General features: G+C 45.0%; 18 protein-coding genes. 3 read left to right on the top strand and 15 right to left on the bottom strand.

The window, feature by feature from the left end; genetic code table 11:
* Nucleotides 1–719, bottom strand: a 719-nt coding sequence (locus tag HMPREF0083_RS09850; RefSeq protein WP_021621138.1) for a preprotein translocase subunit SecD, incomplete at its 3' end; no start/stop codon positions are given.
* Nucleotides 720–952: 233 nt separating this feature from the next.
* Complete coding sequence (locus HMPREF0083_RS09845) at nt 953–1,186, bottom strand: post-transcriptional regulator (protein WP_051354608.1); 234 nt, start codon at nt 1,184–1,186, stop codon at nt 953–955.
* 96 nt (nt 1,187–1,282) lie between these two features.
* On the opposite strand from HMPREF0083_RS09845, the gene spoVB reads away from it, so the two are divergent.
* Entirely contained in the window at nt 1,283–2,860 is a 1,578-nt protein-coding gene (spoVB, locus tag HMPREF0083_RS09840; RefSeq protein ID WP_040302290.1) for a stage V sporulation protein B, read from the top strand.
* A 6-nt stretch (nt 2,861–2,866) separates the two neighbouring features.
* Here the strand turns inward: spoVB and corA are convergent, their stop codons facing one another.
* Nucleotides 2,867–3,838: a magnesium/cobalt transporter CorA gene (corA, locus tag HMPREF0083_RS09835; protein ID WP_021621134.1), complete on the bottom strand. Its 972-nt coding sequence runs from the start codon at nt 3,836–3,838 to the stop codon at nt 2,867–2,869.
* Between the two features lie 175 nt (nt 3,839–4,013).
* Here corA and HMPREF0083_RS09830 point away from each other — a divergent pair, with 175 nt between their 5' ends.
* The gene (locus HMPREF0083_RS09830) at nt 4,014–4,391 is read left to right on the top strand and encodes a TIGR04086 family membrane protein (RefSeq protein WP_021621133.1); all 378 of its coding nucleotides are present in this window, start codon (nt 4,014–4,016) and stop codon (nt 4,389–4,391) included.
* Between the two features lie 53 nt (nt 4,392–4,444).
* Here HMPREF0083_RS09830 and HMPREF0083_RS09825 read toward each other — a convergent pair whose 3' ends face one another.
* From HMPREF0083_RS09825 to HMPREF0083_RS26340, 12 genes are all read right to left on the bottom strand, one after another.
* A complete protein-coding gene (locus HMPREF0083_RS09825) occupies nt 4,445–5,329 on the bottom strand; it encodes a YitT family protein (protein WP_021621132.1) in 885 nt (294 codons plus the stop codon).
* A gap of 274 nt (nt 5,330–5,603) precedes the next feature.
* Nucleotides 5,604–6,812 carry a cation:proton antiporter gene (locus HMPREF0083_RS09820; RefSeq protein WP_021621131.1) on the bottom strand — a complete coding sequence of 403 codons (1,209 nt, stop codon included), beginning with the start codon at nt 6,810–6,812 and terminating at the stop codon, nt 5,604–5,606.
* A complete protein-coding gene (locus HMPREF0083_RS09815; protein ID WP_040302288.1) occupies nt 6,813–7,316 on the bottom strand; it encodes a cation:proton antiporter regulatory subunit in 504 nt (167 codons plus the stop codon). It lies immediately after the preceding gene.
* Nucleotides 7,317–7,545: 229 nt separating this feature from the next.
* Complete coding sequence (gene yajC / locus HMPREF0083_RS09810; RefSeq protein ID WP_040302284.1) at nt 7,546–7,851, bottom strand: preprotein translocase subunit YajC; 306 nt, start codon at nt 7,849–7,851, stop codon at nt 7,546–7,548.
* A 112-nt stretch (nt 7,852–7,963) separates the two neighbouring features.
* Nucleotides 7,964–9,094, bottom strand: a complete 1,131-nt coding sequence (gene tgt, locus HMPREF0083_RS09805; protein ID WP_040302283.1) for a tRNA guanosine(34) transglycosylase Tgt — start codon at nt 9,092–9,094, stop codon at nt 7,964–7,966.
* 21 nt (nt 9,095–9,115) lie between these two features.
* A complete protein-coding gene (gene queA, locus HMPREF0083_RS09800) occupies nt 9,116–10,144 on the bottom strand; it encodes a tRNA preQ1(34) S-adenosylmethionine ribosyltransferase-isomerase QueA (protein WP_021621127.1) in 1,029 nt (342 codons plus the stop codon).
* A gap of 245 nt (nt 10,145–10,389) precedes the next feature.
* Nucleotides 10,390–11,826, bottom strand: a complete 1,437-nt coding sequence (locus HMPREF0083_RS09795) for a SpoIID/LytB domain-containing protein (RefSeq protein WP_021621126.1) — start codon at nt 11,824–11,826, stop codon at nt 10,390–10,392.
* A gap of 131 nt (nt 11,827–11,957) precedes the next feature.
* Nucleotides 11,958–12,785 (bottom strand): lipoate--protein ligase family protein, encoded by an 828-nt coding sequence (locus HMPREF0083_RS09790; RefSeq protein WP_021621125.1) that lies wholly within the window; start codon nt 12,783–12,785, stop codon nt 11,958–11,960.
* Between the two features lie 46 nt (nt 12,786–12,831).
* Nucleotides 12,832–13,050 carry a DUF2905 domain-containing protein gene (locus HMPREF0083_RS09785; RefSeq protein WP_021621124.1) on the bottom strand — a complete coding sequence of 73 codons (219 nt, stop codon included), beginning with the start codon at nt 13,048–13,050 and terminating at the stop codon, nt 12,832–12,834.
* Nucleotides 13,047–14,039, bottom strand: coding sequence for a Holliday junction branch migration DNA helicase RuvB (ruvB, locus tag HMPREF0083_RS09780; RefSeq protein ID WP_021621123.1), 993 nt, complete (start codon nt 14,037–14,039; stop codon nt 13,047–13,049). The genes HMPREF0083_RS09785 and ruvB overlap by 4 nt, the downstream gene beginning before the upstream one ends.
* 25 nt (nt 14,040–14,064) lie before the next feature.
* The gene (gene ruvA, locus HMPREF0083_RS09775) at nt 14,065–14,709 is read right to left on the bottom strand and encodes a Holliday junction branch migration protein RuvA (RefSeq protein ID WP_040302281.1); all 645 of its coding nucleotides are present in this window, start codon (nt 14,707–14,709) and stop codon (nt 14,065–14,067) included.
* Nucleotides 14,710–14,851: 142 nt separating this feature from the next.
* The gene (locus HMPREF0083_RS26340) at nt 14,852–15,424 is read right to left on the bottom strand and encodes a BofC C-terminal domain-containing protein (protein ID WP_167331558.1); all 573 of its coding nucleotides are present in this window, start codon (nt 15,422–15,424) and stop codon (nt 14,852–14,854) included.
* A 146-nt stretch (nt 15,425–15,570) separates the two neighbouring features.
* Here HMPREF0083_RS26340 and HMPREF0083_RS09765 point away from each other — a divergent pair.
* Nucleotides 15,571–16,150, top strand: a 580-nt coding sequence (locus HMPREF0083_RS09765) for a SafA/ExsA family spore coat assembly protein (RefSeq protein WP_040302280.1), incomplete at its 3' end; no start/stop codon positions are given.

Here is a 16,150-nt window from a genome sequence, read left to right as displayed (position 1 = left end):
CCGACGCTCGTCGAGAATACTTCCTTCATCTTAACGGGAAGTGCACCGGCATTCAGAATTGCAGCTAAGTCCTTTGCTTCCTGAATATTTTTTTGGCCGTCAATCTGTGCCGTTCCGCTTGGAATTACACTCTTAATAACAGGCGCCGTAACCAGCTGATCGTCAAGAAAAATCGCCATCGGCTGACCGATATACTTCTGTGTTACATCGGCGAATTTCTTCGCGTCTTTAAATTGCAATGTAACGACTGGCTGTTGTGTCTGCGAATCAAGAACGCCCTGCGCACCGTTCTCTGCCAGATCGCTTCCTTGCATCAAAATTTTCCCGTCTTTATCACGGAAAGTCAGATTGGCTGGTTTTCCAATCAAATCCCGCGCACGCTCCTGATCGGTAACACCAGCCAGGCGCACACGGATACGGTTCGTTCCTTCTGCCTGAATTTCCGGCTCCGCTATACCAAGCTTGTTTACCCGGTTATCAAGCGCTTTGGTTGCATCCTTCAACGTTTGTGTCGTTAATTTCTGGTTTTCATTCAGAGGTGCTACCTCATACAATATTTCAAATCCCCCGCGCAAATCGAGCCCAAGGGTCGTGCCCATTGCTACTTTCTTCCCGGTTAAAGCAACCGTGCCGATCACAACAGCTGTAATCAAGAGAAGAGTAACTAGGCGGCTCCATTTAATCATCTCCCGCAGTTCCTCCTTTTTCAACCAATACATTTTATTATAGCTACTCCTATTTTTCACTGTCAATTTACCGTTCAAGGGAAATTCAGACAGTGCACAGGGACGAGGCCTCTCTTCCCTCCAAAACACATAAAAACAAAGGAAAGCGAGCACACGCTTCTGTACCGCGCAGCCCGCTTTCTTTTACGCAAATTGCAAGCTTTTGTTTCACAAAATCAAGTAAAACCAAAAAATTCATCAATTTTTCCTATTTCTATATTTGAGTCTTACATCAACTCTCCCCTAAAAGCACGCATTGTTACCCAGTTCATCCAGCGTCCCGGCTTCAATGACAAAATATCATTCACAACTTTGTGAAGTGAGGGCATTTCCTTATACTTCTCTGAGATACATTCCCAGATTTCTTCTACGGTAACATCGTCGTAGCCGAGCATCGCGAATTCCTGCGCCTTTATTTCGCATACATACGCCAGTTGCTCATCCATTGGGTATTTCCACATTTTCGCGAAGCCTCCAGTCTCATCAATTTCAGGCATGTTTACTTGGGGTACATGCATATGCTGTCAACAAATGCATGGGAAAAGAGAGGACATATTATGACGAAACAAACATTTATGAAAGGAACACTCATCCTCATTCTTGCCGGGCTCATCGTGAAAATCCTTGGCTTCATTAATCGGGTTATGCTAGCCCGGATTATCGGCGCGGAAGGTCTGGGCCTGTATCAAATGGCTGTTCCAACATTCATTCTGATTATCTCACTGGCTACATTCGGTCTCAACGTCTCGGTGTCCAAGCTGGTGGCTGAAGCGGATGCGCGGGGAGAACATGCACAAGTGCGTTCCATTCTGCGTATTTCCCTTGTTATCGTTTCTGTATTGAGCATCCTATTCACAACAGTCATGCTGCTTAGCGCTCCCATCATCTCCCGCTACTTTCTAACCGATGAGCGGGCATTCTATCCGCTGCTAGCCATTACACCCATTGTGCCAATTATCGCTGTATCTTCCGTGCTACGCGGATATTTCCAGGGCAAGCAGAATATGACACCAACCGCAAGCTCACAATTGGTAGAACAAGTCATCCGTATGTTTACCGTTATCATTCTCGCATCCTGGCTGATGCCGCGTGGCGTAGAATATGCAGCAGCTGGCGCTATGATTGGTGTCGTAATCGGCGAAGCATTTGGTATGTTAAGCCTGCTCTTTCAATTCCGCAGGCAAAAATTACCGAAACTATTCAGGCAACACAGCATGTCCGGGCTTCTCAAACATAACCGTGAGACGTTTCGTAATCTGCTGGACATCTCGATTCCTGTCACAACCAGTCGTATCATTTCTTCATTAACATTCTTTGTTGAACCAATTATCGTCGCGCAAAGCCTGCTCCTCGCAGGCATGTCCGCAGGCGCTGCGACCAGCTTTTACGGACAGTTGGCCGGGATGGCAATGCCGCTTTTAATTTTTCCGACTTTTATTACGTATTCGCTCTCTGTCTCACTCGTTCCTGCCGTAGCGGAAGCTGCTGCACAAAAAAACGACAAACTCATCTATCGCCGAATCTATCAATCCATCCGGCTCGCACTTGTTATCGGCGCTCCTTGCGCTGTATTGCTCTATGTTTTTGCCGAACCGTTGTCCACTCTCCTGTACAATGATGAAGCTGTGGGGCATTTCTTGAAGCTTATGGCTCCTTATTCCTTATTCTTATATTTTCAGTCTCCCTTGCAGGCTGCACTTCAGGGACTCGATCGCGCGGGCGTAGCCATGCGCAATACAATTATTGGAGCACTGCTAAAAACAGCCGCCATTTTTCTACTTGCGTCCCGTCCCGAGCTTGGCGTTGACGGCGTTGTGCTATCCGTAAACATTAGTATTCTATCTGTGACACTGCTGCATTTCTTCAGTGTAAGTAAAATCACTGGATTTACTATCGAAATAAAAGAGATGATCAAAGTTCTCATAAGCGTGGCATTGTCCGGCTATACAGCCCTGCATATGACACGCTACTGGTCACATCTTATGGAGCTTCCGCAGGCGATGGTGCTCGGCATCTGTCTGGCATTATTTATCTATACACTCCTGCTTATCTGGCTACGCGTGCTGGGCAAACAGGATGTGCAACGTATTCCATGGATTGGACCGACGCTCGCCCACTTTCTTCCCAGAAGATAAACGAGGCTATAGCCAACGCTTGCGTTTAAAGTAAATAAACATGAATAACACCACAAGAAGGAGGATGCCTATGATTATCCACAAGCTGTAGACTTTTTCTTCACCCGGTAAAGGTACATTCATCCCCATCAAGCCTGTAATGAACGTGAGAGGCATCATAATGGTGGAGATCATAGTCAGCATCCGCAGCGTTTCGGTCGTTTTGGCGCTTACGATGGAGGAATACGTATCCAGTGCCCCATTTACAAGATCGCGAAACGTCTCGGTTGAATCAGCAATACGTTCCTGATGGTCAACCAAATCGATATAGAATGGGAGATTCTCTTCGTTAATCTCAAACAACATCATACCATTACCTGGCGCGAAAATCCGTTTCTGTGGCAAGATGACACGACGAAGTAAAATAATCGTCCGTTTCAAAGCGAGAAACTCCTCTGTAATCTCCTTCATCTGATGTTTATAAATCTCGTCTTCAAGCTCGTCAATCCGCACGCTAATCCGGTCTATAATCGGAAAGTATTCATCTGTAATACCATCTACGATAGAATACAGCAAAAAGTCCGGGCCACGATTCATGTATTTTTTGCTACGCAGGCTGGTAGCAGCAATTCTGCCAATCGAGGGCAACGGACGTTTATGAATCGTCACGATGTAATTTGGGCCTAGAAATACATTCAGTTCATGTGTTGTAATCTCATTATCACTCTCTTCATTGTAGCGCAACGCATGAATAACGAAAAAATAATAATCCTCATAGTTATCCACTTTTGCACGTGGGCTGACATGCAGACAATCCTCGATTGCCAACGGGTGAAACTGGAAGATGTCGGCCACGTACTGTAGCTCGTCATTGCCTACATCGTACAGATCAATCCAAAGCAAATCTTCCGGGGAAAGGAGGAATTTATCTATCTGCTCCAGATCGACATCATGCTGCATCGTCTGCTGCGAATGGTTGTAGAAATATGTTTTAATCATGGAATCTCACCCCCGTTTTCCAAGCAGGCGAACGACTGCAGCGCTCGTCGCTTCTCCCATCATACGAGAAAATATAAGGGCTTTCAAATAAAAATATGGAAATGCTGTTTACTTATATGAAGCATAATTCGTCCGCTCCAGTCATAGGATTGTACAAAAAAGTGAGGTGCGTCCCATGTTAAAAATGGATCGGTTAAAACTGCCAATGCTTGCCGGTTTCATCTATACGTTCATTATTGTATTTTTGGGTGCAATCGTTGTGTCTTTCATGCTTGCTTTTACTGACACACGTGAATCAACGCTGCCCTCAGCCGTCTATACAGTAAACGGGTTGGCACTGTTTGTCGGCGGCTTCGTCTCAGGTAAGCGAGGTGGAGAAAAAGGCTGGTATTATGGTGGAATGACTGGTATTCTATATTTCCTGTTTGTCGTGCTTATAAGTTTTCTCGGTTTTGATGCAAAGCTAGGGCTTAATCATCTATATTACCTGCTGCTTGCGTTTCTCGTAGCTGCGTTTGGAGGAATTATCGGTGTGAACCTTTCAAGGAAGTAAGTGACATAGAAAAAGCCGGGCTGTCAATACATGCTCGGCTTTTCATTATAATGTTAGTGAATATCTTTCTTTTTAAAGTTACCGCCTTTAACATCATTGACTGAACCAACCGCGAGAAAAGCCGATTCATCAATATCTTCGATAATTGATTTTAGTTTTGCTTCTTCAAGACGAGTAATCACACAGAAAATAACTTTCTTATCTTCCCCCGTGTAGGCTCCCTCTCCATTCAGGTATGTGACTCCGCGTCCTAGACGCGCAAGCAAAGCCTCCCCAATTTCCCGGTGTTTATCGCTAATAATCCATACGGAACGCGATTCATCAAGCCCCTGGATGGTTATATCAATCATTTTAAAGGCAATGAAATAGGCAATAAGCGAATACATGGCTCGATCCCATCCAAAAATAAACCCAGCACTGCCGAGAATGAAAATGTTTAAAAACATAACCATTTCCCCTACAGAAAACGGGACTTTTTTGTTGAATAGAATAGCCACGATTTCCGTTCCATCAAGCGAACCTCCGCTACGGATTACCATCCCGACGCCAATACCGAGAATAATTCCGCCGAATACAGCGGCCAGAAGCGGATCGCCTGTCACTTCCGGTACATGGTGAAGCAAAGTTGTACTGACAGACATAACGGCTATGCCGAACAATGTAGACAAAGCGAACGTTTTTCCAATTTGCTTATAACCTATAAAAAGAAAAGGAAGATTGAGGAAGAAGAGAAACCATCCCAGTTTAAGTCCAGTAAGATGCGCGAGCATAATAGATACCCCTGTAATGCCACCATCAATAATCTGATTAGGAACCAGAAAGACTTCAAGCCCTAATGAAAATAGTAAAGAACCTAAAAAAATAAATATGATTCTTCTTGCTATTTTTAGCTTCGCACTTTTTTTGTGTGCCTTAGGTAATCCTTGTACATACTCCAATGGTAATCTACCTCCTTGTAAATATTAAAAATAAGCAGCTTACTAAGTATACACGTTAATAATTTAATACGAAATACAAACCAATAAAGTCGTTCCTGCACGCGGAACATCTCTGTGACCGCTAACGGGAACGACTCAATCAAAATACTTCTTTCACTATCACGCCGCCGTTCTAATCTGCGGAGGCGATGCAGGAAGTGTCTATGCCTCATGGTTAATACCTTATTATTGACAATGAGGCATGGACACTTTTATATACGCTAGCAAATTGCCATCATTTATTCTTGACGTTTTGGTTGCTCCATTTGAATACCTTATTTAAAACATTATATATACGTTTTGACTCTTTCGTTAACAAAGGACCCAGGATGGCCAATATGAGAACATATAGAGCAGAAAAAGGCTTCAAAATCGGCATTAAACCACCTGCAATACCTAAGTTTGCTACAATAATTGAGAATTCTCCCCGTGATACAATCGTAAGGCCAATATTGACAGAAGCTTTATGCGATAGCCCTGATCTTCTACCGGCAATCATTCCGGCAACAAAGTTACCTAAAATAGTTAGTGCAACAACTCCTAATGTTAACCATAACGTATTCCCTAAACTTAAAGGATCGATACTTAATCCGAAGCTAAAAAAGAATAAAGCTCCAAAAAAGTCCCTGAAGGGAATCACCAGCTTCTCTATTCGTTTACTATGTTCGGTTTCAGATAAAGCAAGGCCGAATAACAACGCCCCAATCGCTTCGGCTACATGGATGGTCTCCGAAAAGCCTGCGATAAAAAACAAAGCGGCAAACACAACAATAATGAAAATTTCTTCCGATGCAATATTGAGAAGCCTATTTAATACTGAGCTGCCTTTTCTGGCAATAACGAAAAACAGCAGCATATAACCGATGGAAATAAGAACGGAGAGCACCGTTCCTCCGATGGAAGTCGCACCACCAAGAAGCAGTCCCGACATAACCGATAAAAACACGGCCAGAAAAATATCGTCAAACAATATAATACCGAGAATTAGCTCTGTTTCCGAGTTACCGGTACGCCTTAAATCAACAAGTACCTTTGCAACGATAGCACTGGAAGATACTGAAACCATTCCAGCAATAATAAGCGTTTCATATAGCGGAAACCCTGTAAGGAAACCATAGGCCAACCCTAAGGCAAAGTTCATAAGGACATATATAGTTCCGCCAATAGCAATGGAACGCCCCGATTTAATGAGCTTCCCAACCGAGAATTCCAATCCGAGGTAGAAGAGAAGAAATAGCACGCCTATCCTGCCAAGGAATTCAATAATCTCGGCACTCTCAATAAACTTCAGATTGATGATTCCAATTGTGGGAGCATGAGGACCTACCAACATACCTAGGATAATTAAAAAAGGGATAATGGAAAATTTTAACCTTCCTGCGATTACAGCTGCGATAGCTACTAATAAGAGCGCTGTCCCGACTTCAAAGACCAAATGATTCATCTATAACGATTCCTCCCTACTTGATAGCAGTTCTTTAATAACTGCTTTTAATTCACTTCTTTCTCCACATATGACGACCGTGTCTCCTGACTCAATCATGGCCTGCGAACCAGGATTAAGAATTTTTTTGAGGTTCTTTTTGATGATAGCGATTACAGTTACGCCGTATTTATTGCGAACATCTATTTCTCCGATTGATTTGTTAATAGCTTTAGCGTTATTTTCCACCTTAAACCACTCAATGACTAAATCGTTGAAAGCCATTTCAACTGTTTCGAGCGCCCTTGGTTTATAGACAATTCCTCCGATGATAGCAGATATTTGTCTGGCTTCGGAGTCATTAAATGTTACGCTTGAAATACTTTCATCATGGTCATGTTCATCAAAATGATACATTTCTCTTCTTCCATCATCGTGAACAACAATAACAATTTTCTCATTGCTTCGGGTAATGATTTCAAACTTGCGCCCGATACCTGGAAGTTCGATTTCTCTTACATTCACTTTTATTTCCTCCTTTTTTGAAATTTTCAAGGTAAAACAGGGTACATCTTCAAAAACATTAATGATTTTAATAATACCAATGAGAATAGTCATATTAATGTCCAGAAACATACTTACAGTTTCCCCAAAAATTCTTTCAGTATATCTTTACGATAGAGAACATAAAAGGTTTCAAGTTTTTATTTACAAAAAAAGCGGGTTGCATTAGGCTCCCCGCTTTCCTTCTATGCTATTCTTCTTTTTTGGTTGCAACCGACTGCTTTTGCACACTTTCACCGACGACAGATTGAACTGACGCCTTCTCAAAAGTCAGCTTTTGTCCACCAGCATTGAGAACAATAGTGCTGTTCTCTTCATTGATCAAATCGACTGTGCCATGCAAGCCGCCAATCGTTACGATACGATCACCTTTCTTCAAGGCCGCCAGCATCGCATTGCGCTGCTTCTGGCGCTTTTGGTTTGGACGAATAAGCAAGAAATAAAAGATGGCGAACATGACCACCCATAATAAAATTTGCTGTGTACCCGCACCCATAGTATTCCTCCTTTTTATATACATATATTCTTGCCAGGTCACGCTTCTTCTTAAAACACAACACATATGTCTTATGATGAAAAAACGCAAAGCCGGCGAAGTTTCACATCATTTAGAAGCCTTTCGTCTCCGTTATACCATAACGGGCAAAGAACTCATCGCGGAAGTCGCGCAGACGATCTTCCATAATCGCCTGACGTACCTGTTCCATCATGTTAAGCAGAAAATGAAGGTTGTGATATGTCGTCAAACGCACGCCCAAAATCTCATCACAGCGAATAAGATGACGAATATACGCCCGTGTATAATTACGGCACGTATAGCAATCGCAGTTCGGATCAAGCGGCGTGAAATCATGCGCGTACTTGGCGTTGCGAATCACCAGACGCCCCTCACTTGTCATACACGTTCCGTTGCGCGCAATTCTTGTCGGAAGCACACAATCGAACATATCAATCCCGCGAATCGCGCCTTCTATTAGCGCATCCGGTGATCCTACGCCCATCAAATAGCGCGGCTTGTTCGATGGGAGAAGCGGTACAGTGTAGTCCAGTACCTCATACATAAGCTGATGGGGCTCACCTACGCTTAGTCCTCCGATAGCATAGCCAGGAAAGTCAAGCGAAGTAATATCGCGTGCACTTTGCTCCCTCAGTTCACGGTACATTCCACCCTGCACAATACCGAACAGCGCCTGATCGTGCGGACGTTTATGCGCTTTCAGACAGCGTTCCGCCCAGCGAGTCGTCCGCTCCATAGACGGCTTCACATATTCAGGTTCCGCTGGATATGGCGCACACTCGTCGAACGCCATCATAATATCTGCGCCCAGCGCATTTTGGATCTCCATTGCCTTTTCTGGACTCAGGAATAGCTTTTCTCCACTTAGATGAGAGCGAAACGCCACCCCTTCCTCGTCAATCTGACGCAAATTACTCAGGCTAAACACTTGAAAACCACCACTATCCGTTAGGATAGCGCGATCCCAGTTCATAAATGAATGAAGTCCCCCCGCTTCCGCCACCAGTTCATGTCCAGGCCGCAAGAAGAGATGGTATGTATTGCTTAAAATAATCTGGGCATTCATTTCTTTCAAATCTTCTGGAGTCATCGTTTTTACCGTTGCCAGCGTGCCGACTGGCATAAATATTGGTGTATCAATTGTGCCGTGTGGCGTATGGAGTTTGCCGATCCGCGCACCGGTCTGCTTACATGTTTTTATTAATTCATAGCGTACTGCCAATGTTGGTGTCCTCCTAGCCTGTTACAAAATAAGCATGGCGTCGCCAAAACTAAAGAAACGGTACTTCTGATTAACCGCTTCATTATAGGCGCGCAGAATGTTCTCACGTCCTGCCAGTGCGCTTACCAGCATAACGAGCGTTGATTTGGGCAGATGAAAATTCGTCACAAGCCCATCAATGACGTGGAACTTATATCCTGGATAAATAAAAATATTTGTCCACCCTTCGGCTGCAACCAGCTTGCCACCGTGCTTCTGGCCGATGGTCTCCAACGTACGGCACGAAGTAGTTCCCACGGCTATAATACGGCCGCCACGCGCTTTAGTTTCATTAATCATACGCGCGTTTTCCTCTGTGAGCGTATAAAATTCGCTGTGCATCTCGTGTTCTTCTACTACATCGGCAGCAACAGGCCGAAACGTTCCTAATCCAACATGCAAGGTGACGAAAGCAAGCTGCACACCCATTGCCTTCAATTCTTCTAAATACTCTTCAGTAAAATGCAGCCCTGCTGTCGGCGCGGCCGCAGAGCCGCGATGCTTCGCGTATACTGTCTGATACCGCTCATTATCTTCGAGTTGCTCTTTAATATAAGGTGGAAGTGGCATTTCCCCCAATTGGTCTAAAAGTTCATTGAATATACCTTCATATTCAAACCTCACAATCCGGCCGCCCACTTCCGTATTCCCCTCACACTCGGCAACAAGCAAATGTTCGCCAAACACAATGCGTGTACCCGGCTTCACTCTTTTACCGGGACGGACAAGCGTCTCCCAGCGGTCGTCTCCCAATGGCTTCAGCAGGAGAACCTCAATGTGTGCCCCCGTTCCTTCCTTCACGCCAAAAAGCCGGGCAGGAATCACTCTCGTGTCATTGAGCACGAGAGTATCGCCGGCTTTCAAATAACGTTTTAAATCGGTAAAGGTCCTATGTTCCATATCACCGGTTCGCTTATCAAGCACAAGCAAACGCGAGCCTGTCCGCTCTTGCAGCGGATTCTGCGCAATAAGTTCTTCCGGCAAATGAAAATCAAAATCATTAACGTTCAATGTCTATCCCTCAACTTTATTTTCAATCATCAGTATAATACTTTATCCCACTCTTAACGGGCAGTTCTCCCGCTCCAAGACTTCGAGGAAACAAAGAAGACAGGCGGGGGATAACTGCTCATAAAGCTCCAATTCGTTCAACTAATCATCAGTGGGAGGTGTACGAACCCCACTACTGATGGAAGTTTCACTTTATCATACCGATTTTTCCCGTCTCATGCAAGAAATAGACATAGTTTGCCATATTAATTTCCTGTACCGTATCCTCCAGAAATCTGAGCAGGATTATAATAAAAATTCAGGATATCCCGGTATGTCTTGCCTTCCTTGGCCATCTGTTGAGCTCCCCATTGGCTCATTCCTACACCGTGCCCATAACCGCTGCCGGTAAACGTAACGGAAATAGGTGAGGCCTGAGTACCCGCTCCAGCTCCGCCGTTCTGCTCGGGAGCTTTAATCTGTGTGGCCCCCTGAACTACCAGATTGGAAGGGGCTGTTGCTTGAGTCACGCCATTCGTAACAACCAAGCCATCCGTTCCTTTATGCACCGTGGTAGCGCCGTTATAAACAGATAGCTGTTCATCTCCTGAGGCAGGAGACGGCACGGCGGTACCATAGTTAGCCTTTACCGTATAAAGAGCGCTTTTTAATCCAAATGCTGTACGCGCTTCCTCCTTCGATAAGTGCAAGGTCCCTTTATCTCCTTCGATAGCTATATCTGCAATTCGACCAGAAGGATACGTTTCCTTCACTTCTACTTTCTTAATCGTTCCCACAGCTGGAGTACGGCTTTTAATTTTGTCCTGAAGCTGGGCTATCGTCAACGTTTGCTGCCACTTCTTATTAGGCGAATCACTTTTTGCATCGTACGGGTCCGGCTTAGCAACAAGATATGGAGAACCTTTAGAGCCTTTCCATACGTTCTCCGGAGCTTCCGTATAGCCACCGTTGCTGGCACCGTATAACGCTTCAATTAAACTGCCGTTATGAGAAAGAACTTCCCCTCTTGTCTCTTCGACAGCCAGATTGGAATTCTCTTTTTCATTTTTCATACCTTCATACGCCTGGTATTGCACCGTATCATTAATATAAGCGCTGCCCGGCTTCGCATTCATATGACGCACAGCATATGTACGGGCTGCCACCGCTTGCGCTTTCAACGCTTCCCGGTTCCAGGAGGCGTACATTTCGCTTGGCACGACTCCTTTTAAGTAGCTTTCCATACCGACCACATTAATTGGCACAATCCTTTTCAATGCGCCTTTTGCTCCGATTTGGAATTCCATAGCTCCACGATATGAATATGCGCCTTTCTTTCCTTCTACTTTCAACGTAGCCGCTTCACTATCTGGCAGCGACGGTATGATTTTAAGCGTGCTAACTCCCTGAACAAGCGGAACAGGTAAACCAATCGACCCGAATTGATAGAGGCTCAGCGTTTCATTCTCAAGTTGAACAAAATATTTCTGTCCTCCCATTAACATGAGTGTCGGCTGTCCCTCCACCATATAGTTACCGTTAACGGTAAACTGTACTGTCGATAACGCCTCCGCTGAATTTAATGCAAAAGGACTCGTTAATTCTACTCGCACCGCCGGTTCATCTGCCGCACGCGCTTGAGCGCCGAACGGCAGCAACAGGCCAAGGCTGAGCATAACGGGCAAAATCTTTCCCAATTTCATCCTAATCTATCAACCTTTCTCCCTCTAGATTTCGGCAAATCTATGAATATTCTACCAGAAAACCTAGTTTTATTTGCCATATCTATTAAATTAGACGAATAAAAAGGAAAAAGGTCGCAGAAAAAATATTTTTATAATTGTAGATGTGGATTACGCGTCTCCATGCTGGCTGTATTGGACGCAAATTCTTCTGCCTCTTCTGGGAATAGTTGAGAGAATTCGGCCCGCTTGGAATGCGCTTCAATCACGGCTATGGCTCGCTCAAGCAAATCAGAACAGGAAATGGGCCTCCCTATAAGCTCAGATAAGGAAGCAACTGTCTCTGGACGCACAGCAGGATATGTATCCCCTTCCCGTGCTGCCTTCTCGTAGAAACCACGTACAAGCTCTGCTCGCTTACTGCCGCTACCATCGGCTAGTAGAAATGCTTGTACCGCTACTGCACCACGCCTTCTGCGCTGTGCTAATCCACCAAATTTCCGGCCGCCGATAGCAACATCGAAATCACCAGGACAATAAGAGCCGATCACCTCTCCCGTCTCCACCTGCACATTAAATGGAGCGAGCATAAGCTCAATAAATTTCACCATCGCCCGGTATCCTGCATGAATATCAGCAAATGTATCCTCCGCAGGCAAGATGAGTGAGATGTTTAAAACTCCTTCATCGAGCACAACCGCAGCACCGCCCGAGTTCCGCACTACGGGTATATATCCACGCTCTTCCAAATAGGAAATCCCTTGTTCAATTCCTTGCAACTTATAGTCAACATTGCCCATCACTACATTGTGGTGGTGTACCCAGGCACGCATCACTGCCGGACTTTTCTTCAAACGAACGGACGTACATAATGTATCATCCATCGCAAAAGAATAGAGCGCATGAAATGATGGATGCGTCCTTGTTTGGTCAACAATCCGCCATATGCGCTGTCCGAATAAATCGTTCTCATTTTCCATATACGGCTCTCCTTATATTAGCAGCTTTTGCAATTCAACCTGAAATTTAACGAAAAAAGCGAAATAAGTAAAATAGAAGCGAAAGTACAATGCTCAAAATAATACTGGTCATAACCGGAAAATAAAAGCGGAAGTTCTCTTTTTCTACAACAATATCCCCTGGCAAGCGCCCCAGGTTCAAAAACCGACCACCTACTTGCCAAATAAGGCCGATAATAACGAGCACTATACCACCTATGATGAGCATTTTCGCCACCGGATTCATGCGCCTGGTACCTCCCTGCCAAAATAATTGTATGCATGTGGTGTTGCTATGCGTCCCCGCGGTGTACGCTGCAGAAATCCTATCTGCATAAGATACGGTTCACATACGTCTTCAATCGTTGTCGCTTCCTCACTCACCGTCGCTGCCAATGTATCCAGACCGACCGGTCCACCAGCAAACGTGTCCATAATGGACAGCAGGAGCTTATGATCAATCTCATCAAGCCCCATCCTGTCCACTTGAATGCGCTCCAACGCTTCACACGCTAGTTCGCCAGTAATTACACCATCGCCCTGCACCTGTGCAAAATCCCGTACCCGTTTCAGCAATCGGTTCGCAATCCTCGGCGTGCCACGTGAACGGCGGGCAATCTCCTCCGCCCCTTCACCGCGTATCTCGACAGCAAACAGTTCAGCCGCACGCATCACAATATAAGTCAGTTCGTCTGCTGTATAATATTCCAAACGGCTTACCACACCAAAACGGTCGCGCAGAGGTGCGGATAACATACCTGCCCGGGTCGTCGCACCAACCAAAGTAAACGGCGGCAAATCAAGTCGCACCGACTTTGCCCCCGGCCCTTTTCCGATAACGATATCCAGTGCGAAATCCTCCATTGCCGGATACAACACTTCTTCTACACTGCGCGGCAGACGATGAATTTCATCGATGAACAAAACGTCCCCCGGCGAAAGTGCCGTCAAGATCGCAGCCAAGTCACCCGGACGCTCAATCGCAGGTCCAGACGTAGTTCGAAGGTTAACGTCGAGTTCATTAGCAATAATCATAGATAATGTCGTTTTCCCAAGGCCGGGAGGACCATATAGAAGTACATGATCGAGCGCCTCTCCACGTAGCTTGGCTGCCTCGATGAAAATCTTCAGATTCTCTTTAATCTGGTTCTGGCCAATATATTCCGCCAGATAACGGGGTCTGAGGCTGAGTTCCATATTGAATTCTTCCATGTCGTGTGCATGGGCGGAAATCATTCTTTCCTCCACGTTTTATCCCCCTTTACGTCGTTAAGAACATCTGTAATGCACGCTTTACGATTTTGTCAGTAGAAGCCAAATCGGCTCCTTCCTTTTCTAGCTTTTTCATAACTTTTTGGATCTCCGTATGACTGTAGCCAAGCGCACCGAGCGCTTCCATCGCTTCCTGCTTCGGCTCATCGAAAGCGTGAAACAACGTCGGTTCATCTCCATCAGTCAACTCCGGCTCTCCCTCTACTCTGGCTACAGCTTTTTCCTGCACCGCCAGCGCTTTAAGCTTATCTTTCAAATCCAGAATAATCCGTTGTGCTGTCTTTTTTCCAACGCCGGGAAACCGGGTTAAAAACTCAATATTCTCCTGTGTTACAGCAGCAATAATTTGCTCGGGTGTACCTGCTGAAATCATCGCCAATGCACCCTTTGGCCCGATACCGGATACATCGAGCAACTTACGGAACAAATCACGCTCATTCCGTGTCGGAAACCCGTACAAATGCACGGCGTCCTCCCGTACATAATGGTGAGTATATATGCGGATCGCTCCCGTTTCTCCTTCACGGTATTGAAACGGATTGCCTGTAAAGATGCGATAACCTATACCTTGGGATGCCAAAACAACACAGTCGGCTTCCACATAGGCAACCTGCCCCTCAATAAAATCAATCATTCCCATTTCCTCCTGATCCTACAACAAACTTCGATTCTTTTATTGTACACCATATTGAAAAATGCGAACATATATTTTCAACAGGTGTGTGATTCCCCATTAAAAAAACGGGGCGACACGGTTCGCTCCGTTTTTTCTACTTTTATTTAAGCCGTACTGCCGCTTCCTGTTCGTCATTTGAAAATTCACTATACGTAGAAATAATCGAGTTGTATTCGGCCGCATCGGTAATGCGTATACCCTGCCGCAGCAAATTAAGCTCTTCACGTGGAAGGCTAGATTCAAGCTTTCCTGTATCCAATTGGAAAAAAGTTTGGATAACCTGCCCTTTCTCCGGTAATCCATCGAACAGTGTCAATTCTCCATTTGTCCCCAGGCCAAAGTATGCATTCTCTTTGCAATGTGGGGAAAGATCATTAACTTTCTTCTCGAATGTATATACGTTACGGTTACGAGAAACAAAATTCCATCCTGTATAACGTGTAAACAATTCATCTGCAGAAGCAACCGTTTCCTGCTTTACTTCTTCTTCTGTTTCTCCACACAAATATTCACGTTTCAACACAACGTCCACAGTCTGTGTTGCAGTTTCGCTACCTTTTAATTTTCCGATGGCAGAATACAGATACCAAGTGCCTCCACCCACAACTGTTACAAACAATACGGATAAAGCCAACAAGGTTCTCCAATGTTTTGGAAGTGGCTTTCGGATCATATGCATCCCTTCTTTGCCCAATAAGCTTTTACTTCCTATCTTTTCCGGAACAAAGAATTTTTATACCAATATCCGCCCACCCGTAGCAAATCGCCCACCCATGCATATGATGTAACGTAATTTTCTCAGAAAGGATGGTCGAGTACATGAAAATCCACATTGTAAAAAAAGGAGACACCTTGTGGAAAATTGCTCAGAAATATAATGCCGACTTTGAAACAATAAAAAAAATCAATACGCATATCAAAAATCCAGATAAAATCTTGCCCGGTATGAAAGTGAAAGTGCCAACAAATGGTGTACAACTGAAAAACGATGAGGACAACAAGGAGCTGCCTATCAAGGAAACGCCAGTAAAAGAAAAACCTGTGAAAGAGAAGCCCGTCATGCCTGAAATATCTCCACAGCCAAAGTCGGAAAATTCTGCAGTGAATCCAATAACGGAAACAGATAAGGACATTAATATTCAGATGCCTTCCATACCAACCAAAGAAAAACCAGTAAAAGAAATGCCGATAAAAGAAATACCAAAGGAAAAACCTGTGCCAGTACCAATGCCAAGCCCAATGCCATCTCAACCAATATCGGAGCCAAAGCCTGAAACGAAGCCACCTGCAATGCCAAAAGAAACGCCGACAGCACCCGTACAGATAACACCGCCACCTCAGCCGCAGCCTATACCTATGCCGCCAATGCCTCCATTGCCGCCAAATATGCCGTTGCCCA

The organism is Aneurinibacillus aneurinilyticus ATCC 12856, from assembly GCF_000466385.1.
GTDB classification, from domain to species: Bacteria; Bacillota; Bacilli; order Aneurinibacillales; family Aneurinibacillaceae; genus Aneurinibacillus; species Aneurinibacillus aneurinilyticus.
The sequence above is the reverse complement of the archived record's forward strand: the minus strand, read 5'-3'. Positions and strand labels throughout refer to the sequence as shown.

Bases quoted from the DNA above. Each gene is read 5' to 3' on its own strand.
- HMPREF0083_RS09845 (WP_051354608.1), bottom strand. From the start codon at position 1,186: ATGTGGAAATACCCAATGGATGAGCAACTGGCGTATGTATGCGAAATA.
- spoVB (WP_040302290.1), top strand. From the start codon at position 1,283: ATGACGAAACAAACATTTATGAAAGGAACACTCATCCTCATTCTTGCC.
- corA (WP_021621134.1), bottom strand. From the start codon at position 3,838: ATGATTAAAACATATTTCTACAACCATTCGCAGCAGACGATGCAGCAT.
- HMPREF0083_RS09830 (WP_021621133.1), top strand. From the start codon at position 4,014: ATGTTAAAAATGGATCGGTTAAAACTGCCAATGCTTGCCGGTTTCATC.
- HMPREF0083_RS09820 (WP_021621131.1), bottom strand. From the start codon at position 6,812: ATGAATCATTTGGTCTTTGAAGTCGGGACAGCGCTCTTATTAGTAGCT.
- yajC (WP_040302284.1), bottom strand. From the start codon at position 7,851: ATGGGTGCGGGTACACAGCAAATTTTATTATGGGTGGTCATGTTCGCC.
- HMPREF0083_RS09795 (WP_021621126.1), bottom strand. From the start codon at position 11,826: ATGAAATTGGGAAAGATTTTGCCCGTTATGCTCAGCCTTGGCCTGTTG.
- HMPREF0083_RS09790 (WP_021621125.1), bottom strand. From the start codon at position 12,785: ATGGAAAATGAGAACGATTTATTCGGACAGCGCATATGGCGGATTGTT.
- HMPREF0083_RS09785 (WP_021621124.1), bottom strand. From the start codon at position 13,050: ATGAATCCGGTGGCGAAAATGCTCATCATAGGTGGTATAGTGCTCGTT.
- ruvB (WP_021621123.1), bottom strand. From the start codon at position 14,039: ATGATTTCCGCCCATGCACACGACATGGAAGAATTCAATATGGAACTC.
- ruvA (WP_040302281.1), bottom strand. From the start codon at position 14,709: ATGATTGATTTTATTGAGGGGCAGGTTGCCTATGTGGAAGCCGACTGT.
- HMPREF0083_RS26340 (WP_167331558.1), bottom strand. From the start codon at position 15,424: ATGATCCGAAAGCCACTTCCAAAACATTGGAGAACCTTGTTGGCTTTA.